Raw genomic sequence first — 21,115 nt, 5'->3', positions numbered from 1 at the left:
TGCTGGGTTCCCCCCACTAAAAAACCCGCCAAACGGCGGGTTTTTTAGTGGTTCTAGTTTTCTTAAACAACTAAGGGTCTAAGCCTGCTGGAGGGAATATCCCCGCAAAGACAGGGCGAAATCCTGCAAGGCCTTAATGCCGGACTCCTCGGCCCGCTTACACCAATCCTGCAAGGCTTGTAATAACGCCTCCTGGCTAGACCAAGCCTGAGACCAGATTTCCTGCAACTGCTGGCGGAAACGGTACACCGTCTCCAAGCGATGGCTTTCTTCCAAAAGGGCTTTCAACTCCTGCCGGGCTTTGGCATCCACTAAAGCCTCATGGCGTACCAGCCAATTCCGGGCCCGCCGATACAGCTCGTTGCCTGAGAAGTGGGCGGCTTCCTCTTTCAGCACCGGCAGCATCACCTTCCGGCCATAGGAGGTCATCAGATGGAAGCGGTGCGCCACCACCGCCCGGGCCGTGTCCAAATCCACCCACTGCTTCTCGGGCCTGATAAGTAGCTTGGGGGCGACCTTTTTCACCCGGGCCAATTTCAACGCCTGAAATAGCCGAATGTACATCCATCCAATATCAAACTCATACCACTTGGAGGAGAGCTTGGCCGAACTGCCGTAAGCATGATGGTTGTTATGCAGCTCCTCACCCCCGATGAGAATGCCCCAGGGGAAAAGATTGGTGGAGGCATCGGCCACTTCATAATTACGATAGCCCCAGTAATGGCCCAGCCCGTTAATCACTCCCGCCGCAAAGAAGGGAATCCAATGCATCTGAATAGCCCATACCAACAACCCAGGCACTCCAAACAGCCCCAAGTCAATCAACAACATCAAACCAATCCCTAAATAGCTGTGCTTGGTATAAAGGTTGCGTTCTATCCAATCATCGGGGGTTCCATGGCCGTATTTTTCCGTTACTTCCGGATTTCTCGCCGCCACCCGGTACAGGGTGGCGCCTCGCCATAAAACCGGATGAATACCCACCATTTGCGGGCTATGAGGATCTTCCTCGGTCTCACACTTAGCGTGGTGTTTACGGTGCACCGCAGCCCACTCCTTGGTGATTATCCCCGTGGTCAACCACAGCCAAAAACGGAAGAAATGGCTGAGCGCCGGATGCAGATCCAATGCCCGATGGGCTTGATGGCGATGAAGATAAACGGTAACACTGATAATAGTGATATGGGTAAGCAGCAGAATGGCGGCAAGATAGCCCCAAAAAGATAAATCTAAAAGACCCAAAAACATGAAATTTAATTCTCCGACTTTATAATTTTTATATCGATATTTATTCTCCCAACGGAAGCCGAATACTAGCCGATGTGGCAATCAGCGTCTACAAAAGACGCAATATCCTTGCACCTTATCCCTAACACCCCCTCATTCAGGACATAACCATGCCCAAACCCACCACCCCACTCTTGGCAGTCGACATCATCATTACTCTAAAAGATCAGCCTAATCAGCCTATTGTCCTCATCAAACGGCGCCACCCTCCCCTCGGATGGGCCTTACCTGGTGGCTTTGTCAATGTCGGGGAAATGTTGGAGCAGGCAGCAACCCGGGAAGCACGGGAAGAAACGGGGCTTAGTGTTAGGCTTGAGACACTCCTAGGCTGTTACTCTAACCCGACGCGAGATCCTCGTGGTCATACGGTCAGCGCCGTTTACACCGCCAGTGCTTCTGGAATGCCTAAAGCGGCCGATGATGCGGCCGAAGCAGCCTTATTTTCGCTGGACAAACTGCCTAAGAATTTAGCTTTCGACCACCGTCAAATCTTAGCCGATTACACCCGCTACCGCTCTATTGGCGAACTTGCGCCCATCCACCCTGCAGGTTCAGACTAAATGACGCGCCAATAGGGGGCAAAAAGGTAGTGGCAAAATAGCACACAACGAATATAATAGTGGTCCATGAAACAGGATGTACTAATACGCGCAGAGCAACTTTATCGGTATTACGGCGAGAACTGCGCTGTTAAGGGCGTGAGTTTCGACGTTCGGCGAGGTGAAGTCCTTGGTTTCCTGGGGCCTAACGGCGCAGGGAAATCAACCACCATGCAAATGTTGACGGGCAACTTAGCACCCAGTTCCGGACAGGTATGGATCAATGGCTTGGACTTGTTGGATAGACCCAAGCAAGCTAAGCGAGGTCTAGGCTACCTCCCTGAAGCCCCTCCGCTTTATCGGGAACTTACGGTAAAAGAGTACCTTGCCTTCTGCGCTCGCCTCAACTACATACCACGAAACCAGCAAACCAAAGCCATCGCTTCGGCGGTGGAGCGCTGCGGCTTAAAAGAAGTGACTAAGCGGCTGATCGGTAACCTTTCTAAAGGCTACCAACAGCGGGTAGGCATTGCCCAGGCAATTATCCACTCCCCTTCCGTGATTATCCTAGATGAACCGACCGTGGGCTTAGACCCCATCCAAATCCGGGAGATCCGCGAACTTATTCGGGAGCTAGCCCAGGAGCATAGCGTTATCCTTTCCACCCACATCCTGCCAGAAGTTCAAACCATCTGCGACCGGGTACAGATCATCAATCAGGGAGAGTTAGTCCTGACTGACACCATTGCGGGGCTCAGTCAGCGTATGGAATCCACCAGCGTCTTAGTCAGGTTTGATAATCCCCCCGCAACAGAGGTTCTCATGTCGCTTAGGGGTGTAGAAAACGTAGCAAGCCAGGGAGATGGGCGGATCCGGCTTCGCTATCGACCTGAACAGGATCCGGTGGATGAGTTGGTTCGCCGCGCCGTCAATGAAAATTGGCGTTTGCGGGAACTTACCCCGGAACGGCGGACCCTAGAAGAAATCTTCGTGTCCATTACCCAGACCGAAGACCAACAGGAGGCTGCCGCATGATGGTCTTTACCTTGGCATTGCACGAATTACGCCGTTTATTTCTCTCACCCTTGGCCTGGGCCACTCTAGCCGTCAGCCAGATCCTGCTTGGCTATATGTTCTTATCCCAGGTGGCCTACTTTCTGCAGGTCCAGTCCCGCCTAATGGGCCTTCCCGAGATGCCTGGCGTCACTGAGGTAGTGGCCATGCCCCTGTTTCAGAATGCCGCCGTGGTCATGCTCTTGATAGTCCCCCTGATGACCATGCGTCTGGTGGCCGACGAAAGACGGAGCCATACCCTGGCTTTATTATTCTCAGCCCCCCTCTCCATGACCGAAATCGTGCTGGGTAAGTATTTGGGAACATTGGCTTTCTTTGCCATCATGACTCTCTTGCTTACTTTAATGCCGCTGTCCTTGCTCATAGGGGGTACCCTAGATTTGGGACTTTTGGCGGCAGGACTGCTTGGATTAGGACTACTTCTTGCTAGTTTCACTGCCATCGGGTTATTTCTTTCCTGCTTAACCCAGCAGGCCACGCTAGCAGCCGTTGGCTCCTTTGGAGTATTACTGTTGCTCTGGATTATCGATTGGGCAGGCAGTAGCGGCCTTTTAGCTAAAGGGAGCGAAGTACTCAATTATCTCTCCCTACTGCAGCACTACCAAGCTTTGCTGAAAGGTCAATTTAACAGCAGCGATATTATCTACTACCTATTGATTATTATCACCTTTCTCACGCTTAGTATCCGTCGGCTTGATGCTGATCGGCTACCCCATTGATTTTTTTCGATTGCATAGGTATTGAGGAGCAAACCGGGACAGCGTATGCGCGTCACTCGAAAAACCCACTGGCAAATCAGACTGCAAAATCTTTTTTTTACCGTCCTATTCCTCGCTATCGTTGGCCTAATCGCAGCCCTTAGCATACGCTATAATTATCAGGCTGACTGGACCGCTAGCGGGCGCAATACCCTCTCTGAAGCAAGCCAAGCGCTTCTGAAACAACTTGAGGGTCCAGTCACCATCATTAGTTTTGCCCAGGGGCCCAGTGCCAAGCAGCAAATTAGCCAACTCATTGAACGCTACCAGCGTTACAAACCGGATCTGGAATTAGAGTACATCAATCCGGAAACAGCCCCTGATCAAGTCCGAAAACTCGGGGTTGCCTCTGATACGGAAATAGTAATTAAAAAAGATGGCCGGCAGGAAAAGCTGCAGGATTTGTCCGAGGAAGGCTTAACCAATGCCCTAAACCGGGTTGCCCGTAGTGCGGGAACATTGATTGTTTTCCTGGAGGGCCATGGCGAACGTGGCCCTCAGGGGCGTGCCAATTTTGATCTCGGAAATTTTAGCCATCACCTACAAACCAAGGGCTTCCAGATCCAGTCACTAAATTTATCAACACAGCCTCAGCTCCCAGAGGATACCCAAGTCCTGGTCATAGCCAGCCCTCAGGTTGATCTCCTGCCTGGCGAGGTAACCTTGATCCAACGCTATGTTAACCATGGCGGCCATTTGCTTTGGCTCACCGAACCAGGCCCCCTCCATGGTCTAGACCCCTTGGTAGAAGAACTGGGTATCAAGATCCTAGCTGGGACGATCATCGATCCCAGCGCCCAATTGCTAATGGGCCGCGGCAACACCGCTTTTGCCTTAGTCCCAGAATATGGGGATCACCCCGTCAGTGAACGCCTTACTTCAGCCACGTTATTCCCCCAAGCTGCCGCACTGGAAGCCACAAAAAAGAGCAAATGGCAACCACAACCCATACTCTCTACCTTATCCCGAACCTGGCTCGAAACTTCCAGGCTGGATGGAGACATTGAATTTAATCAAGGGGAAGATGCCGTCGGTCCCTTTACCATCGGTTTTGCCTTAAGCCGAGAACATCCCTCCTCTCAACAGGAAGAGGCCAGGGAAGAGCAAAACAAATCTGGAAGCACGACTCAGCGAATAGCCATTATCAGCGATGGAGATTTTCTCTCCAATGCCTACCTGGGTACTGGCGCCAACCTGGACCTGGGCCTAAGCCTTATTAACTGGCTCGCCCATGAGGATCGCTTTATCACCATTCCAGCGCGAACGCGCCCAGACACCTCTCTCCAACTCTCTTCCATGGCCTCATGGATAATAGGCCTGGGATTTCTCTTGGTATTGCCCGTAATCTTGCTAGGAACAGGGTTGCTTATCTGGTGGCGACGCCGTCAACGCTAAAGCGCAACTCCTATGAATACACGCACCTTGCTTAATCTTGCCCTCGTGGCCATTGCCATCCTCCTAGGGTGGGTCGTCTTTTATAAGCCAGGCATCGCCCCTGAACCACCTTCCCCTCCATTGACCCCATTGGACCCCGAGCATATTCAGGCTATTCGTATAGCCCACAAGTTCCGCGAAGAGATTCAACTGGAGCGCAAGGAAGGAAACTGGTTCATTACCGCCCCCATCCAAGCACCTGCTAACAAAGCCATGGTTGAAACCCTATTAGGTATTGCTCAAACCCCCAGCCTCAGCCGCTATCCGATTGAAGACGTAGCGCTGGCCAACCTAGGTCTAGAACCCCCGGAAGCCCACTTGTCCCTGGATGGCGTAGCTATCGCCTTTGGTACTATTGAGCCCCTCAACCAGCGCCGTTATGCTTTGCGAGAAGACACCATTCACCTCATCAGTGACGACGCCTTTCAAACTGTCGCTTCAAGCACTGCCCGTTTTGTCGATCCAGCACTGCTCCCTGGCAATCACCCTATCACCCAAATTCGCCTCCCCCAGGTCACAGACTACGGGGGCAACCCAAAAGTCAGCCCTAAAGGCACCATCACCTTGCGCCGAAATCAGGACGGCTGGATTGCCGAGGGCAGCAGTGGCGAGGTAGCTAGCGAAGCAATTGCTAAATTGGTGGAGGCATGGCAACAGCATACCGCCCAACAAGTTAAACTAAAAGGAGACAGGGCAACCCTGGCAACTATAGAAATACGGCGAGAAGGGGTTCCCCCGGTCTACTTTGATCTCCAGGCGTCCCTGCCACGCCTCATCCTGGTGCGCTCAGATCTCGGAGTGCAATATCATCTATCTCCCCCCGCCTGGAATACCCTATTCCAATTGCCCCGGAAGTAGCTTAGAAAAACTATCAGCAGGCGAACCACGTGCCCGAATTGCCGGAGGTCGAGACCGTTCGTTGCGGCATTGAGCCCCACCTGGTAGGCTGCCAAGTACGCACAGTCATTGTCCGTGAACCGCGCTTGCGGTGGCCCGTACCCCTATCCTTATCCGAAAATCTTACGGGCCAATCTTTCTTAACCGTGCAACGCCGCGGTAAATACCTCCTTCTGAACTGTCCACGAGGCACCGTGCTCCTCCACCTTGGCATGTCGGGCAGTCTCCGCCTGGTACCAAGCAATTTACCACCCAAGAAACATGACCATCTCGATATCGTATTGAGCAATGGCCGCTGCTTACGCTTCAATGATCCCCGCCGATTTGGATCAGTCCTTTGGACCCAGGAGAATCCCTGGCGCCACCCCCTCTTGAAAACCCTAGGGCCGGAACCCCTGGATCCGTTGTTTGATGGCCCCTATCTTTTTAAACGATCTCGTCATCGGCAAGCCCCAGTCAAAGTTTTTATCATGAACCCTCGGGTAGTGGTCGGCATTGGCAATATCTATGCTAGCGAGGCACTGTTCCAAGCGGGGATCCATCCCCGACGGGCAGCGGGCCGTATCAGTTTGGCCCGCTACCAACGACTAGCCGAAGCTATCAAAACGGTGTTATATCAGGCCATCCAGGCAGGCGGAACAACGCTGCGGGATTTTGTAGCCAGCGATGGCAAACCCGGCTATTTTAGCCACCAACTCCAAATCTATGGCCGTACGGCCCATCCTTGTCCTACTTGTGGGAATCCCATCCACCTTGATCATATTGGTCAACGGGCCAGTTACTACTGCACCCAATGCCAGCATTGATTCGAGCCATCACGATATTCACATATTTTTCATGGGTCGCTCAGGCATAAAGGTAGATTATACCGCCAGTTATGGTAAGATTTTCCTCCTAAGCAGATAAAATCTATATATATCGTTGGCCTTATATTGTGAGTAAAAATATACTCACGAAACATCAACTCAAAACATTTGAAAGACGGACTGGAATTGCACCTTGGAAGTAAAAGCTTATGAGTGTACCTAAAATTCTTATTACTATCGCAGTTATCGTCGCCTTGATTAATCTCATCGGCTGGCTCACCAAACCCGATGATTATAGGCCTGCTCAAAATTATCGCGGTTCCCTTTCTCCCATGCAGCCTTATGCTCAACAGATAAACGACCAAGAAATTCTAGCGCTTGCTGCAAACCGATCAAAATCTTAAGGTCGGGTATCTCAAACAGAAGAAAGGCAGGCTAAGCTACAATCTAAGGAGTGGGCGCGCCGCCAGGATTGGGGGGACCAGGCATTTTGGGCATTTGTGGCGCCCGAGGTGCTCTTTGTACACCCCCTGGCTGGCCATTGTCGTCACCACGAAATAGTATGGATATGCGTCGCATATGAAAGGTGATGGCCTTGGAATGAGCCACTGAAGTCCCTGATGGACCAAGTAATTTTGCCTGTAGTGTATGGGTTCCCCGATCCACATTGGTCAGGGTATATTTGAGGCTGCTGCCTGTCTTACCTACTGGCTGACCGTCGAATAAAAGCTGGAGTGAATAGTTAGAATCGGCTTCAAGGGAGGGAGTGACCTGAAGAGCCACTTCAACCCTACCGGTATTTTCCCGCACGGTAGCATCGTCTTGGGGAGTGATGATGCTAACCTGGTAGGCAGTGGTTGCTTGCGCTTGAGTTTTAGTTTGACCGATCGTTTTCATTTTAGGTAGCGGTGGTGGCGTATATGTTTGCAGTGGCGTTACTTCCACTTCTGCGGCTCCTTCCCGCGGTTGATCGGAGTACTCAACCCGCCCATCCGGAGTGACATACTTGTAGATGCCAGCCGCTACAAGCGCCGGCATTAAACCAAACAATAAAAGAAGTGTTCGCATATTCAATAGCAAGCCAAAAAATAGAAGCCTGCCAATATATTCGGCAACAATCTAGTTTAGTTTAAAAGAATGGTTTATTTTTGCCTGGGCTAGCCCCACTGCTGCAAGCTTGAAAAGAAAGCCAATAGTGCTAAAAAAAAACGCCCCCTTTGCGGGGGCGTTTCCAATCTCCAAATAGTCAGCAGACTCATATTAAAGGCTGTAATACATATCAAACTCGATGGGATGAGTGGTCATCCGCAAGCGGGTAACATCGTCCATCTTTAGCGCAATATAAGCATCAATGGCATCATCAGTGAATACCCCTCCTCCCTTGAGAAAATCCCGATCCCGATCCAAGGCCTCCAGGGCCTGTTCAAGAGAAAAACAAACCGTCGGAATCTCTTTCATCTCCTCGGGGGGTAAGTCATAAAGATTCTTATCCATGGCATCACCAGGATGAATCTGATTTTGAATACCATCAAGCCCGGCCATTAGCATTGCGGTAAAGGCAAAATAGGGGTTAGCCGTTGAATCGGGAAACCGGACCTCTATCCGCCGTGCCTTAGGGCTGGTCACATAAGGCACCCGAATCGACGCAGAGCGATTCCGGGCAGAATAAGCCAACAATACCGGCGCTTCGAAACCCGGTACTAGGCGCTTATAGGAATTAGTCGACGCATTGGTAAAAGCATTAAGCGCCCGGGCATGTTTAATAATACCCCCAATATAGTACAGGGCAGTCTCGGATAGCCCCCCATACTTATCGCCAGCGAAAATATTTTGCCCCTCTTTGGCAAGGGACTGATGGGTATGCATGCCACTGCCATTATCCCCTACTAAGGGCTTAGGCATAAAGGTAGCGGTTTTGCCAAAAGAGTGGGCAACATTGAGCACCACATATTTAAGAATCTGGAGTTCATCGGCTCGCCGCACCAGGGTATTGAATTGGGTCCCAATCTCGCACTGCCCTGCCGTAGCCACTTCGTGATGATGCACCTCAACTGGCAATCCCATTTGCTCCATGATCAGGCACATGGTGGAACGAAGATCCTGGAGGGAATCAACCGGAGGCACGGGGAAATACCCCCCCTTGATGGTGGGCCGATGTCCAATGTTGCCTCTATCATAGACCCGCTCAGAATTCCAATGGGACTCTTCAGCATCAATCTTATAGAAAGCTCCGGAGATATCCGTCCCCCAACGCACATCATCCAACACGAAAAATTCAGGCTCTGGGCCAAAATAAGCCGTATCGGCAATACCCGTGGACTTCAAATAGGCTTCGGCACGCTTTGCAACAGACCGCGGATCCCGCTCATAGCCCTGGAGGGTCGTTGGCTCCACAATGTCGCAGCGGAGCACCAAGGTCTTCTCCTCCATGAAAGGATCGAGCACTGCCGTCTCTGGATCGGGCATCAGAATCATGTCCGATTCTTGAATCGCCTTCCAACCCGCAATGGAAGAACCATCAAACATCTTGCCCTCCCTGAAGGCCTCCTCATCCAAGCGGTAGGCAGGCATGGAAAGATGTTGTTCTTTCCCTCGGCTATCCGTAAAACGGAAATCAACAAATTTTATCTCCTCCTCCTTGATGGTTTTCAACACATCATCAACAGCCATCGAAGTCCCCTCCGGTCAAGATCTATTTAGGTTCAAAAATATCATAGTGCACCATGATAGTGCTTTCAGAATTTAATTTGCTGTTTTACCCACTTCCAAACGTACCACCACTTCCCGGTCACGTTCGGTCGCTTTAAGCACGCGATGGCCATTGACCCGGCACCATGCGGGAATATCGTTCAACGCCCCCGGATCGGTGCTTATGACCTCCAAAACATCCCCTGGTATCAGTTCCTTAACTTTTTGTTGGGTCCGAATCACAGGTAACGGGCAGAGTAAATGGCGAACATCCAATGTTTGCACGTTCATCAACATCTCCTCAGGGTGGCTAATCAAAAGCCAACTACAGCTTAATGAGCACAATCAGACATACCACTCTTTGGGTATATCTTCATTGGAGAGAGGCGCAACCTCCAAGGTCTGTGTCAATCCACTGGGACGGACGACTTTTACCTGTACTTGCTGCGCCTCTCGTCCTTGGCTAAAGCGGGCCACCAATTGGCCAGCCAGGATCATATCTTCTTCTTCCAGAGCACCATCAACCAACGTTAACGGCCCCTTGTGACTGACCGTCCGCAAGTGAATAAACTCTTTGGCATAGCCTTCCAAGTAATTACTTTCCCCCCCATCACGCGCCACAATAAGTTTAAAATGGGGGCGTGGCCGCAGATGTCGCCCGACTTTAAGCAACATAATATCGTCTAAATCGTAGTCTCGGGCACTACGGGCCTGCCATAAATCAGCCAACTTAGCCGAATAGTTCGCATCGGTCAGGAAACAGCAGCCACCCGCCGGCTGGGCGTAATCCTCAATCCCAAAACGGGCCACCAAAGCCATTTGCGGCTTACGCGAGCGCCCACTAAAATCATAAAGTTTATCCCGATCCACCCAACCTTCACGCTCCGGAAGGGTTGGCGGCAGATTCTTAGCGCAAAGAGGCCGCAATAATAAATCATGAGCCCCCGACTCTCGCGCCACAACCGGCATAGTGTCCGCCCGCTGAGACTTGGGCCGCTGGCCCACGACCTCGCCCGTGACGATAAAATCAAAGCCATTCTCTTTCATCCACGCCAACGCCTTAGTCACCATAAAGCACTTACAATCCAGGCAGGGATTAAGATGAGCCCCATAGCCATATTTTGGATTGAGCACAACATCCTTGTATTCATCGATAACCTCTACCATATGCAACTTGATCCCTAGTTGCTCAGCGGCCCATAAGGCATTATTGCGCTTAGCTCGCTTTTTATCCTTGTTTCGAATGGCGTGGGTATGACCTTCTACACAGAAACCAGTAAAAAAATTGATTCCTTCTACGTGGATACCCTGCTCCTGCATCACCTTGGCAGCAAGCATGGAATCTAGCCCTCCTGAAATCAGGGCTACGGCTTTACGCTGTTTTTCCATAACCTCTCTGTTGCTGACTTTTATATCGAAGTCCCACCTATGGTTAAACCATCAATCCGCAAGGTAGGCTGCCCCACACCGACAGGCACCCTTTGGCCTTCTTTGCCACAGGTTCCCACCCCCGGATCGAGCCTTAGATCATTGCCCACCATCGCCACTTGTGCCATCACCTCAGGCCCATTTCCAATTAAAGTCGCTCCCTTAACCGGGCAAGTGACCCTACCATTTTCAATGAGGTAGGCTTCACTGGTGGTAAAAACAAATTTTCCAGAGGTGATATCCACCTGGCCACCCCCAAAATTGACCGCATACAGTCCTTTCTCAACAGAGGCGATGATCTCACCCGGATCATGCTGTCCTGGCAGCAGGTAAGTATTGGTCATGCGCGGCATAGGCAAATGGGCATAGGACTGGCGGCGGCCATTACCGGTCGGTTGGGCGCTGCTAAGCCGGGCATTCAGTTTATCCTGCATATAGCCTCGAAGCACCCCATTCTCGATTAATAAGGTGCAGTGTGCCGGAGTGCCCTCATCATCAACCGTAAGCGAGCCGCGACGGTTAGCCAGGGTACCATCATCCACCACAGTACAATACTTTGAGGCTACTTTTTCCCCGATCCGCCCCGCGTACGTGGAACTGCCCTTACGGTTAAAATCTCCTTCCAAACCATGGCCTACGGCTTCGTGCAACAGCACTCCCGGCCAACCCGCCCCCAATACTACAGTCATGGTTCCAGCAGGCGCTTCCTTGGCCTCTAAGTTGATGAGGGCCTGGCGAGTAGCTTCGCGAGCATAACCCAAGGCCCGCTCCTGTTCCAGGAAATAATCGTAGCCCAAACGGGCACCACCTCCGGCACTGCCCTGCTCCCGCCGTCCTGATTGTTCCACAATAACACTGACGTTAAGCCTCACAAGGGGACGAATATCGGCCGCTAGGGTGCCATCGTTAGCGGCGATTAACACCACGTCCTGGGTTCCCAGCAGGCTGATCACCACCTGCTTGACCCGGGGATCTTGGCGCCGAGCTTCTTGATCAACTTGCTGCAACAAGGACACTTTATCCTCTGTGGATAAAGTGTCCAAAGGATCGATAGACGCATACAACTTTCTCTCCGGCTGAGCACGCCAAGCCTGGAGGCTTCCCTGGGCACCGTGATGGGCGATAGCACGGGCTGCAGCCGCAGCCTGAGTCAAAGCGGGTAATAACACTTCGTCAGAATAAGCAAATCCCGTCTTTTCTCCGCTGATGGCCCGTACGCCAACCCCTTGATCCCGGCTATGACTCCCCTCCTTGACAACCCCATCTTCTAACACCCAACTTTCCTGTCGACTCAATTGAAAGTAAAGGTCAGCGCTATCAACATGCCGACTCATCAATTGCCCTAGCACCCGTTCCAGGTCTGTCTCGCTAAGGCCAGCAGGCGCCAACAACAACGCCTTGGCCGTCTCCTTGAGTTCCATTTGACTCATCCTCCTAGAAACGGCAGTTGGGCGTGCCCAAGGGTGCGGTGAGCCTGCGGGATGGCAAGGTGCGACGACGCCGTGGGGCCATCCTCCACCAGGAGGAGCAACACCGCCAACCGGCCATCAGGCCCGTAGCCGCGCCACCTAAAGGGGGAAGCCGATCAGCGGCCAGAAAGTCAAAATTCATAGAACCTTTCCCGTGCTTCTAAGCAGTCAACTCCCGTTTCTAGGAGGATAACTTACAGCTCAGGCGTCGATGCTCGATAGTTGGAAAATTGCGGCGAGTGCTACGCAGCCGCTCCGGGTCCAACTCCGCGGTGATCACGCCAGAACCGCGGGGCAAACGGGCTAGCACGACACCCCAAGGGTCAACAATCATGCTATCCCCATGAGTGGTTCGCCCGCTGGCATGAAAACCTCCCTGACCCGCCGCCACCACATAGCATAGATTTTCAATCGCCCGTGCCCGCACTAAGGGCTCCCAGTGGGCCCGACCCGTCAATGCGGTAAAAGCCGATGGTAAAGCCAGGATTTCCATCCCTTGCTCCACTAAGCAACGAAACAACTCTGGGAAACGCAGATCATAACAAACAGCAAGCCCTATTTTGCCAAAGGGGGTATCGGCAACGACTACCTCCCGACCAGGCTCAATAGTCAGAGACTCACAGTATCTCTCTCCTCCACCGGGAAGAGAAACATCGAATAAATGAAGTTTATCGTAGCGTGCTACCCGCCGGCCACTGGCATCAAAGAGCAGGCATGCTGCGCGGACCTTGCCCGTTTCAGAAGCCCGCAATGGCACCGTACCCCCCACCAACCAGAGTTTATACCTAGCTGCCTGCTGCGCTAGGAAACTCTGAAGTGGACCTTCTCCCTCCTCCTCAACAATACTCAGCAGAGCATCATCCTTCTCTCCCATGAGGGCAAAATTTTCGGGGAGCACTACCAAATTTGCTCCTTCGGCAGCAGCTTGGGCAATAAGCCGCTCCACCTCGAGCAGGTTGGCCCCTACATTTGGCCCCGATGCCATTTGAATGGCCGCGACAAAACTCACACGCTCTCTCCTATTTATTTATATTTAATCCAATATGGGTAAGGAATATCTATGGATATGGGATAAGCACCGCAACCCCTAAGTTCCCACTCCAGTTAGATTTTCCCTCTCAACCTTGTTTTTTGCTAGTCGTCTTCTTGGGACGGGAGAAGTTTATTGACTCGGGACACGAGCGGTTTGGCCCAAGGGCCAGAAACCGTGTAATAATAAGTCAGCAGCTGTCCCACCTGAGTGCCGAACATCTTATCCACTAATTTATCCGCTAGCATAATGGCAGTACCGACTCCCAGGCCCACTGGCCCACCGGCCACCGCCCCAGCGAGAGGCAAACTTGAAAAGACATTGGGGGTTACCGCTATTATCTGGTCATAGTCTTGAGTTGCCAAGCCAATCCTTCCGCTTGCCTGGACCTGAGCAGTGGGGCCTTCCATAACCAATTGGTTGGAATAAGCATTCCCCTGACGGATGGCGAATGTACCCTGAATTCGGTCAAAGGCAAAGCCCTTACTAAAAATATCGCTGAAATCCAGTGCCAACCGCCGCGGAAGGGTTGAAACACTCAGTAGACCGAATAACCGTCCCGCTCCAGGCTCCACATTCAACAAACGGCCCTTGCCCACTGTCAACCGCATACTGCCGTCTAGCCGCTCAAGGTCGAATAAAGTGGGCGCGCCGGGCCAACCGGCGACAATCTCAACCTCCGTTTTTCCTCCAGCAATATTGGTTTGATAATTAAATTTAGTCAGTAATTGACCCAGATCCGGGCTATGGGCTTTGATATCCAAGTGGGACCATTGGGTCTCCCCGTGCACGGTCCAATCTCCACTGGCCCTAAGTTGCATAACCGGCGAGACCATTTCCAGCTCTTCTAGATGTAAGCCATTGGCATAGGGGCTGGCGTACACTTTAATCACGCCCAAATCATAATTGTTGTATTGGCACTGACGGCAGATCAGATCGAGCGCCGGCCACGACTGGGGATGGGCAAGTTGAAATTCACCCTCCAATGCCCTCGAATGTAAGTGCAAATAATCCAAATCAGCGGTTAAAGGTCCCTTCGAACCTTGAGCAGGTATCGTGATACTCCCTTTCAAAGAAGGCCCCGATACCTGAGTTTGCCAATGGGAGAGTTCCCGGTTGACCTTCACTGTGACCCCCCCAAAATGCCACCCAAACAGCTCCATCTGCTCCACTTGCAAGACCATGTGATCGGGCTGCACCAATTTACTGGAATCCCCTCGGGCAGTTTTCGTGAGTACTTTTCGCCAAGCATCTATTGAAAGTTGAGGCAGGGTGCCCACCAGCCAAATCCCCCGTTCAGGCAGGACAGGCGGACCATTTCCCACCCTTATCTTCCCTTTTAAAAGACGCAATGACTTCCCACTTCCTGTAATCTCGAACACCCCCTGTAGCCCATCGCCATAGGTGAGGGTGATTTGTTTTTTATCTCCATGGGTCCCACGAATCTCCCATAGCAACTTTTGCCCCTGGTCAGCTGGCTTTGCCAACGGCGGCGGCAAAGTCACCTCGATCCCCTTCAGCGCAGAACTCACCCGGACTGTGGTGACCTTGTCTCCACTCGTCTTAGCCTTTCGAAAGATGATATGGGCGGTAAAATCAGCAGCACCCTGAAACCAGGGGGACCAGGAGGGAAACCACTTCTCCGCAAGTCGTAGCGCTTCCAGGTGACCATTGAGACGCAACCGAACCTCTGCCTCCCCCTTCTGGTTAGATAAGCTGCGGAGATCGGCCTTAATCGGCTGTTCTAAGAACTGGGCAGCCAAGCCTTCCGAGTTAAGTCCCGCCTGAGTAAAAGACACGCTGCCGTTAATGGCAGTGAATGTTAAGAAAGGATGAACCCGCTGGCGCAAATGAGCATCTGCAAAAATTAATTCTCCATCCACTTCGGGCCGTTTTTTCTTTTTTCCTAGAGGCATCATCAACTTCAGCTTCAGGCGAGTATCACCGCTCAATTTTATTTCCTCAAGAAATCCTCCATATTTCTTCTGCAAGGGACTGTGCTGAATAAAACGCCTGGCATCTTCAGCATCTCCTTGGGCCCAACCTACCACTGTTAGCGGGATTGTCCTAGCGCCAAGATCAGCAATCCGAACCGCCGCCTCTGTCACTCGGGCATTGAACATCCGGCCTTCAGTCGCCTGGATAGTGATATGCCGACCATCGCTATGGAGATGAGCCTCCACCCCTTCCAATGCCGGCCACCCCCTAGCGTAGTTCAATGTAGGCCCCTGAATGTCCAAGTTCGTAGTAAACCGGCCCTGGTCCTGGGGGGGAGGAAAGCGATCCACGGGACCCTGGAAAACAAGACCGCCTTTCGCGCTCCCTCCCTTGGGAAAAGCTTGATTCAACCACCGTACTAAGCCAGGCTTCATATAGCGTGAAGGGAGATACTGAGATAATGCTGCGAGATCCAGTTTTTCCAACTCCACGGACAGGTCCAAATAGGGGCTATTGGCCTGGGGCGGCTCCTTAAGGCGCAGTGCGGCAGTCAAGGCCAGATCGGAGTTCCGCAATTGGATGTGGTCAGCAAGAACTCGCCAACCCGCCTTCTTCTGCAGCCAGGTGATTCGCCCCCCCAGACTATCCACCATCACCGGCTTCTCCAAGTCGTCACTGAAAAGCTGGACATGGCGACTATTAATATGCAGTTGCCCTTCGCCACCGATTAACTGCACATCAAAGGACAAGCCTTGGCAACCAGGCCAATGTTGCCAAGGTCGAACCCCAAATTGCGCTGTACTAGCAGAAAATTTCCAATTCTTTCCTTGCGCTTCCCCGAGCGGTAAAACCACCTTGACATCCCGCAGTTCTCCCACCGGTTGAACCTCTAGCAGCAAGAGACGCAATTGAGGATCTAGCTGGTCGCTGAGTTGAAAGAGAGCGGCAATATCCTGCAAACGAAGAAACGTAAACTGGCCTTGGAGCTTAAAGGTGGGTTCCCTTTCCATTCTGACCTGTAGCGCCGTGGCTGGCCATGCCTTGTCATTTCGGACTACCACTAACCGGGGGATCTTCAGAGACCATCCCTGTGCCAATGAATGATAGTGGGCCGTGCCGGCCAACTGCTGAAAAGCAATGGGGGGAGGGGCCTCTGCCCCTTGGGCCTTACCGACAATTTGCAGGCTCTTCCAATCAAACTTAACCACTGCCTGACGCAAAGCCGCCTTGCTCCAACGCAAACCCAATTCTAGATTACCCCTGCCCTGGGTGAAATACAGCCCATAAAGGAAGTCATGAGGGTACCAGGGAGCCAATTGTAGGCTTTCCCCCTTAAGGTGAAGGGTCCCTTTACTTTCGAAACCCCGGATGCTTCTGCCGGTAAATTTCGCCTTAATGGCAATTTCTCTACCAAATTCCTCCGGCAAGGTTGCTTTCCCCTCAACCTGATGAAGGTCTCCCTTATTCTTTAGCCACAACTCCTCCACTTTCAGGCTTAAGGGTTTTCTTTCCAAAGCGGGATCGAGCCAGCGGATATCCACATCCACCAGCGTCAACTGGGTGAGCTCAAGCAACCACGCTGGCAAACGGGGAGGATCGGGACAAGGGGCCTCAAGGCTTTGCAAGCCATGGACACGAACACACCCTTCTGGTTTCCGCTCAACGGTAAGCTGCCCTCCCATAATGGTCAGGTGCCGCGGCAACCATTCCCCTTCGATAAGGGAGCGATAGGGCGCGGTTCCCAGATAGGCTTCCCTGAAACTCAGCAACTGCTCCTCGGTTTTGGGGTCCAGAACCCGCACTTCGGTGAGCCGTAATTTAGGCTCAAGCCCCCGCCAACTCAGATCGATGTGCCCAATCTGAACCTCTCGCCCGAGGAAAGTGCTGAGCCAACGGGAGGCTGTGGCCGGCTCCTCTCCCACCGTTGCCCATAGTACCCACAACATCCCCACAATGGACACAGTACAGAATGCGAGTATCCCAAGGGAGAAATAAAACCAACGAAGGGAAAAACGGATAACAGCCATAAATGCCAGTTTTAGGTGAGCGGTTACATCATCACAACATCGAATTGCTCGCGCATATAGAGCAATTCTGCCTGGAATTTGATAGGCTTGCCGATAAAGGCCTCCAGTTCGGCCACACTGGCGGATTCCTCATCCATTAAGCGATCCACAACTTCTTGGGCAGCAATGACCAAGTACTGGCTTGCCTCGAATTGCCGGGCCTCTCGTAAAATCTCGCGCAGGATTTCGTAACAGACAGTCTCTACTGTTTTGACGGTCCCCCGACCGCCACAGGTAGGACAGGTCTCACAGAGGATTTGCTCCAGGCTCTCCCGGGTGCGCTTGCGGGTCATTTCCACTAATCCCAGGGAAGAAACCTCGCTGATATGAGTCTTGGCATGGTCCTTTTCCAATCCCTTTTCTAGAGCCCGCAATACCTGCCGCTTGTGATCCTCTTCCTCCATGTCAATAAAATCAATAATGATAATCCCACCCAGGTTGCGCAATCTCAGCTGCCTACAGATGGCTTGGGCCGCCTCCAGATTTGTCTTAAAAATGGTCTCCTCTAAATTACGGTGACCCACAAAGGCGCCCGTATTCACATCAATGGTCGTCATGGCCTCGGTCTGGTCGATAATAAGATAGCCACCCGACTTAAGTTGCACTTTGCGGCCTAAGGATTTTTGGATTTCATCCTCAATACCATAAAGATCAAAGATCGGGCGCTCTCCCTGATAATATTCCAGGGTAGCAAGCAGCTCAGGGACGAAATGCTCAGCAAAATCAACCAGTTTATGATAAGTTTCGCGGGAATCAACACGAACCCGCTCGACTCTCTCGTGGACAAGATCACGCATCGTCCGCATCACCAAAGACAAATCTTCATGAACGACGCGGCCGGCTTTAACGGTTTGGCTGCGCTCTTTAATAGTGCGCCAGAGTCGATGCAAAAATTCCATGTCCGTCTGGAGTTCGTCTGCAATGGCTCCCTCTGCTACCGTGCGAATGATATACCCCCCCTGGTCGTCTTCGAGCAATATGGAAGCCAATAAATTCTTAAGCCGCTGGCGTTCTTCTTCATCCTCAATTTTCAACGAAACCCCAATGCCAGACATCTCCGGCATATAGACCAAATACCGGGAAGCCACAGAGATCTGAGTCGTCAGGCGGGCCCCTTTGGTCCCAATGGGATCTTTAATCACTTGCACCAATACCTCTTGCCCTTCTGAGAGCAAAGAGGTAATGGAGGGGACCCCCACCTCACTCTCCAAATCTCCCATCTGGCCTGATGGTAATCGAATATCAGAAGCATGGAGGAAGGCCGCTCGCTCCAAACCAATATCCACGAAGGCGGCTTGCATACCAGGTAAAATGCGGCTCACTCGTCCCTTATAGATGCTGCCTACCCAACCCCGGCGACTACTTCGTTCAATATATAATTCCTGCACCACGCCATTTTCAACCACAGCGACCCGGGTCTCACTGGGCGTCACATTAATGAGAATCTCCTCACTCACCAGCGATTTCTTTCCTTGGTAGCAAACTTCTAAGTAATTCTCCCGTCTCGTACAAAGGCAATCCCATAACTCCAGAATAACTCCCTTCAAGATAAGAGATAAACAGCGCCGCCTGGCCTTGGATGGCATAGGCCCCAGCCTTATCCAGCCCTTCACCCGAGGCAAGATAGGCCTGGCGTTCCGCTTTGGTAAGCGGTTTGAAAGTCACGGTACTGACGCTTAATTGACATTGTATGCCGCCATCGATTAGGGCTACGGCTGTCAAAACCTGATGGCTGCGACCCGAGAGACGCGCTAGCATAGCCTCGGCATGAGCTTGATCGGTAGGTTTGCCCAGAATGTTATCATCGATGACCACCGCCGTATCAGCTCCCAAGACAGGCAACTGGTCTGGGGGCAATTGCTGTTTCCAGCCTGCTTGGGCTTTGGCCACCGCCAGACGACGAACATAACTCGCAGGCATCTCCCCCGGTTGAGGGCTTTCATCCACCCTGACATTGAGGCGTTTAAATTCAACCCCAATCTGAGTTAATAGGGCTTGGCGTCGCGGTGAAGCTGAGGCAAGCGCAATAGGAGGAAATGGGCAATATAAGATCTCCAAGGGTCCTCTCAAATATCTCTATCCCAAAATGCCAATAGGCCTTAAACGTTGAAAATTGTATTAGTCCCTTCACCCGGGAGAAAATTCATACTGGAAAAATTTTCAGGATCAGCTAGCTCGATGGTAGGGATGGTGATTAAGAAGACTGAAAGCGCGATAAATCTGCTCTGCCAAGATCACACGCACTAAGCCATGGGGAAGGGTAAGCGCAGACAGGGCCCACTTGCGTGTAGCCCGCTCTAAGCACAAGGGGGCTAAGCCATCTGGCCCGCCCACTAATAGGGCTACGTCCCGGCCTTCATTCATCCATGTCTGTAAGTGTTTGGCCACCTCTTCGGTAGTCCAGGATTCTCCGTGCTCATCACAAGCAATCACCTGACTGTTAGCAGGGATGGCGGCTAGCAAGCGGCGACATTCATCTTGCTGCCACTGAGTGGGATTCCCACTCTTACCACGCCGGGCAGTGGCCACTTCCACTAAATGAAGGGAACATTGTTGCGGCAGGCGCCGAGCATAATCCCGATAACCTTCTCCAATCCAGCTCGGCAGACGTTGCCCCACGGTAATCACATGGATATTCATTCCCGTTTATTGTTGTTCTTTAACCCCCGGAGAAGGGGAGACATTCCAGAGTTTTTCCAGGTTATAAAAAGCACGCACCTGGGGGAGCATAATATGGGCGACGACATCGCCCATATCCACTAACACCCATTCTCCATGCAGCTCGCCCTCCACACCCAAGGGGCGGTACCCTGCCGCCTTACACCTTTCAACGACTTCATTGGCTAATGCCTTGACTTGACGATTGGAGGCCCCACTAGCCACTACCATATAATCGACCACATCGGTAAGCTCTCGCACGTCTAAGACCTGGATATCGCGGCCCTTTAAGGCTTCTAGGGCGGTGACCACTAATTCTTTGAGCTCCACTGCTGACATTATTTCTCCGGCATAAAAAGGGGGGCAGAATACAAGCGTTTTTGTTGAATATCATCCCAAACAGCGTCAGGAAGAAGGTAGCGGGCGCTCCGTCCAGCCCCAATCAAAGTCCGAATGCGGGTGGCAGATATCTCCAACTGAGTGACTTCCAGAGGTAAGATTAATCCCCTAGGTTGTTGCGCCAATTGGGCTGGATCACAGATACAGCGCGATTCTAGAAAGTGCTTCAATTCACCCTCTTGAGGAAGGGGCTCACCCGGGCGTTTCATCACCAGAAGATGGGCCAGTTCCGTAAGCTCCGCCCACCGGTGCCATTTAGGCAGTCCCCGGAAAGCGTCCGTCCCCAAGATCAAACATAAAGGCACACTCCCCTGCTCCGCCCGTAATGAGGCCAGGGTATCCACCATATAAGAGGGACCGGGCCGGAGAAGCTCCCGATCATCCGCGAAAAATCTCGGCTCTCCGGCAATCGCAAGCTCAAGCATCGCTAAACGTTGCCCAGGACTGGCCGCCGGCACTTGGCGGTGGGGGGGTTGGCGGCAAGGAATAAACCGTATCTCGGCCAGGGGAAGCTGCTCAAGCAGTTCCAAAGCAGGACGCAGGTGGCCAAAATGGACAGGGTCAAAGGTACCGCCGAAGATGCCTATGGGGGCCGTAGGGTGAGGAGAGTTAGTGGCAAATGTTTTGGAATGCAGTGTCACAAC

General features: G+C 52.2%; 21 protein-coding genes. 7 read left to right on the top strand and 14 right to left on the bottom strand.

What is annotated here, in order from left to right:
• Window positions 1–78: 78 nt before the first annotated feature.
• A complete protein-coding gene (locus tag NHAL_RS02750; protein ID WP_013031639.1) occupies window positions 79–1,248 on the bottom strand; it encodes a DesA family fatty acid desaturase in 1,170 nt (389 codons plus the stop codon).
• 149 nt (window positions 1,249–1,397) lie between these two features.
• On the opposite strand from NHAL_RS02750, the gene NHAL_RS02745 reads away from it, so the two are divergent.
• From NHAL_RS02745 to NHAL_RS02715, 7 genes are all read left to right on the top strand, one after another.
• Window positions 1,398–1,847: an NUDIX domain-containing protein gene (locus NHAL_RS02745; protein WP_013031638.1), complete on the top strand. Its 450-nt coding sequence runs from the start codon at window positions 1,398–1,400 to the stop codon at window positions 1,845–1,847.
• Window positions 1,848–1,913: 66 nt separating this feature from the next.
• Window positions 1,914–2,861, top strand: coding sequence for an ABC transporter ATP-binding protein (locus NHAL_RS02740; RefSeq protein WP_013031637.1), 948 nt, complete (start codon window positions 1,914–1,916; stop codon window positions 2,859–2,861).
• On the top strand, window positions 2,858–3,619 hold the full coding sequence (locus tag NHAL_RS02735; RefSeq protein ID WP_013031636.1) for an ABC transporter permease: 762 nt from the start codon (window positions 2,858–2,860) through the stop codon (window positions 3,617–3,619). The genes NHAL_RS02740 and NHAL_RS02735 overlap by 4 nt, the downstream gene beginning before the upstream one ends.
• 45 nt (window positions 3,620–3,664) lie before the next feature.
• Window positions 3,665–5,053, top strand: a complete 1,389-nt coding sequence (locus NHAL_RS02730; protein ID WP_013031635.1) for a GldG family protein — start codon at window positions 3,665–3,667, stop codon at window positions 5,051–5,053.
• A 12-nt stretch (window positions 5,054–5,065) separates the two neighbouring features.
• The gene (locus NHAL_RS02725; protein ID WP_013031634.1) at window positions 5,066–5,950 is read left to right on the top strand and encodes a DUF4340 domain-containing protein; all 885 of its coding nucleotides are present in this window, start codon (window positions 5,066–5,068) and stop codon (window positions 5,948–5,950) included.
• 29 nt (window positions 5,951–5,979) lie between these two features.
• Complete coding sequence (gene mutM / locus NHAL_RS02720; protein WP_013031633.1) at window positions 5,980–6,795, top strand: bifunctional DNA-formamidopyrimidine glycosylase/DNA-(apurinic or apyrimidinic site) lyase; 816 nt, start codon at window positions 5,980–5,982, stop codon at window positions 6,793–6,795.
• A 209-nt stretch (window positions 6,796–7,004) separates the two neighbouring features.
• Window positions 7,005–7,199, top strand: coding sequence for a hypothetical protein (locus NHAL_RS02715; protein ID WP_013031632.1), 195 nt, complete (start codon window positions 7,005–7,007; stop codon window positions 7,197–7,199).
• A 43-nt stretch (window positions 7,200–7,242) separates the two neighbouring features.
• Here NHAL_RS02715 and NHAL_RS02710 read toward each other — a convergent pair whose 3' ends face one another.
• From NHAL_RS02710 to nadD, 13 genes are all read right to left on the bottom strand, one after another.
• Window positions 7,243–7,863 (bottom strand): DUF4124 domain-containing protein, encoded by a 621-nt coding sequence (locus NHAL_RS02710; protein WP_013031631.1) that lies wholly within the window; start codon window positions 7,861–7,863, stop codon window positions 7,243–7,245.
• Between the two features lie 192 nt (window positions 7,864–8,055).
• Entirely contained in the window at window positions 8,056–9,465 is a 1,410-nt protein-coding gene (gene glnA, locus NHAL_RS02705; RefSeq protein WP_013031630.1) for a glutamate--ammonia ligase, read from the bottom strand.
• Between the two features lie 72 nt (window positions 9,466–9,537).
• Entirely contained in the window at window positions 9,538–9,774 is a 237-nt protein-coding gene (locus NHAL_RS02700; RefSeq protein WP_013031629.1) for a sulfurtransferase TusA family protein, read from the bottom strand.
• Window positions 9,775–9,828: 54 nt separating this feature from the next.
• A complete protein-coding gene (locus NHAL_RS02695) occupies window positions 9,829–10,872 on the bottom strand; it encodes a tRNA (5-methylaminomethyl-2-thiouridylate)-methyltransferase (protein ID WP_013031628.1) in 1,044 nt (347 codons plus the stop codon).
• Window positions 10,873–10,892: 20 nt separating this feature from the next.
• On the bottom strand, window positions 10,893–12,332 hold the full coding sequence (gene tldD, locus NHAL_RS02690) for a metalloprotease TldD (protein ID WP_013031627.1): 1,440 nt from the start codon (window positions 12,330–12,332) through the stop codon (window positions 10,893–10,895).
• A gap of 13 nt (window positions 12,333–12,345) precedes the next feature.
• Window positions 12,346–12,522 (bottom strand): hypothetical protein, encoded by a 177-nt coding sequence (locus NHAL_RS20895; RefSeq protein WP_157862471.1) that lies wholly within the window; start codon window positions 12,520–12,522, stop codon window positions 12,346–12,348.
• Window positions 12,523–12,561: 39 nt separating this feature from the next.
• Entirely contained in the window at window positions 12,562–13,389 is an 828-nt protein-coding gene (locus NHAL_RS02685) for a carbon-nitrogen hydrolase family protein (RefSeq protein ID WP_013031626.1), read from the bottom strand.
• A gap of 125 nt (window positions 13,390–13,514) precedes the next feature.
• Window positions 13,515–17,375 carry a YhdP family protein gene (locus tag NHAL_RS02680; protein WP_013031625.1) on the bottom strand — a complete coding sequence of 1,287 codons (3,861 nt, stop codon included), beginning with the start codon at window positions 17,373–17,375 and terminating at the stop codon, window positions 13,515–13,517.
• Window positions 17,376–17,398: 23 nt separating this feature from the next.
• The gene (gene rng / locus NHAL_RS02675; RefSeq protein WP_013031624.1) at window positions 17,399–18,871 is read right to left on the bottom strand and encodes a ribonuclease G; all 1,473 of its coding nucleotides are present in this window, start codon (window positions 18,869–18,871) and stop codon (window positions 17,399–17,401) included.
• On the bottom strand, window positions 18,864–19,472 hold the full coding sequence (locus NHAL_RS02670; protein ID WP_013031623.1) for a Maf family protein: 609 nt from the start codon (window positions 19,470–19,472) through the stop codon (window positions 18,864–18,866). Before NHAL_RS02670 ends, rng begins: the two co-directional genes overlap by 8 nt.
• A 108-nt stretch (window positions 19,473–19,580) precedes the next feature.
• Window positions 19,581–20,054 (bottom strand): 23S rRNA (pseudouridine(1915)-N(3))-methyltransferase RlmH, encoded by a 474-nt coding sequence (gene rlmH, locus NHAL_RS02665; protein WP_013031622.1) that lies wholly within the window; start codon window positions 20,052–20,054, stop codon window positions 19,581–19,583.
• 6 nt (window positions 20,055–20,060) lie between these two features.
• On the bottom strand, window positions 20,061–20,411 hold the full coding sequence (rsfS, locus tag NHAL_RS02660; protein ID WP_013031621.1) for a ribosome silencing factor: 351 nt from the start codon (window positions 20,409–20,411) through the stop codon (window positions 20,061–20,063).
• Window positions 20,411–21,112 (bottom strand): nicotinate-nucleotide adenylyltransferase, encoded by a 702-nt coding sequence (nadD, locus tag NHAL_RS02655; RefSeq protein WP_013031620.1) that lies wholly within the window; start codon window positions 21,110–21,112, stop codon window positions 20,411–20,413. The genes rsfS and nadD overlap by 1 nt, the downstream gene beginning before the upstream one ends.
• Between the last annotated feature and the right edge of the window lie 3 nt (window positions 21,113–21,115).

Origin of the sequence: Nitrosococcus halophilus Nc 4, assembly GCF_000024725.1 — a bacterium.
Classification (GTDB): domain Bacteria; phylum Pseudomonadota; class Gammaproteobacteria; order Nitrosococcales; family Nitrosococcaceae; genus Nitrosococcus; species Nitrosococcus halophilus.
The sequence above is the reverse complement of the archived record's forward strand: the minus strand, read 5'-3'. Positions and strand labels throughout refer to the sequence as shown.

Coding starts and splice junctions, on each gene's coding strand:
- NHAL_RS02750 (WP_013031639.1), bottom strand. CDS start 1,248: ATGTTTTTGGGTCTTTTAGATTTATCTTTTTGGGGCTATCTTGCCGCC.
- NHAL_RS02745 (WP_013031638.1), top strand. CDS start 1,398: ATGCCCAAACCCACCACCCCACTCTTGGCAGTCGACATCATCATTACT.
- NHAL_RS02740 (WP_013031637.1), top strand. CDS start 1,914: ATGAAACAGGATGTACTAATACGCGCAGAGCAACTTTATCGGTATTAC.
- NHAL_RS02735 (WP_013031636.1), top strand. CDS start 2,858: ATGATGGTCTTTACCTTGGCATTGCACGAATTACGCCGTTTATTTCTC.
- NHAL_RS02730 (WP_013031635.1), top strand. CDS start 3,665: ATGCGCGTCACTCGAAAAACCCACTGGCAAATCAGACTGCAAAATCTT.
- NHAL_RS02725 (WP_013031634.1), top strand. CDS start 5,066: ATGAATACACGCACCTTGCTTAATCTTGCCCTCGTGGCCATTGCCATC.
- NHAL_RS02715 (WP_013031632.1), top strand. CDS start 7,005: ATGAGTGTACCTAAAATTCTTATTACTATCGCAGTTATCGTCGCCTTG.
- NHAL_RS02710 (WP_013031631.1), bottom strand. CDS start 7,863: ATGCGAACACTTCTTTTATTGTTTGGTTTAATGCCGGCGCTTGTAGCG.
- glnA (WP_013031630.1), bottom strand. CDS start 9,465: ATGGCTGTTGATGATGTGTTGAAAACCATCAAGGAGGAGGAGATAAAA.
- NHAL_RS02700 (WP_013031629.1), bottom strand. CDS start 9,774: ATGAACGTGCAAACATTGGATGTTCGCCATTTACTCTGCCCGTTACCT.
- NHAL_RS02695 (WP_013031628.1), bottom strand. CDS start 10,872: ATGGAAAAACAGCGTAAAGCCGTAGCCCTGATTTCAGGAGGGCTAGAT.
- tldD (WP_013031627.1), bottom strand. CDS start 12,332: ATGGAACTCAAGGAGACGGCCAAGGCGTTGTTGTTGGCGCCTGCTGGC.
- NHAL_RS20895 (WP_157862471.1), bottom strand. CDS start 12,522: ATGAATTTTGACTTTCTGGCCGCTGATCGGCTTCCCCCTTTAGGTGGC.
- NHAL_RS02680 (WP_013031625.1), bottom strand. CDS start 17,375: ATGGCTGTTATCCGTTTTTCCCTTCGTTGGTTTTATTTCTCCCTTGGG.
- rlmH (WP_013031622.1), bottom strand. CDS start 20,054: ATGAATATCCATGTGATTACCGTGGGGCAACGTCTGCCGAGCTGGATT.
- rsfS (WP_013031621.1), bottom strand. CDS start 20,411: ATGTCAGCAGTGGAGCTCAAAGAATTAGTGGTCACCGCCCTAGAAGCC.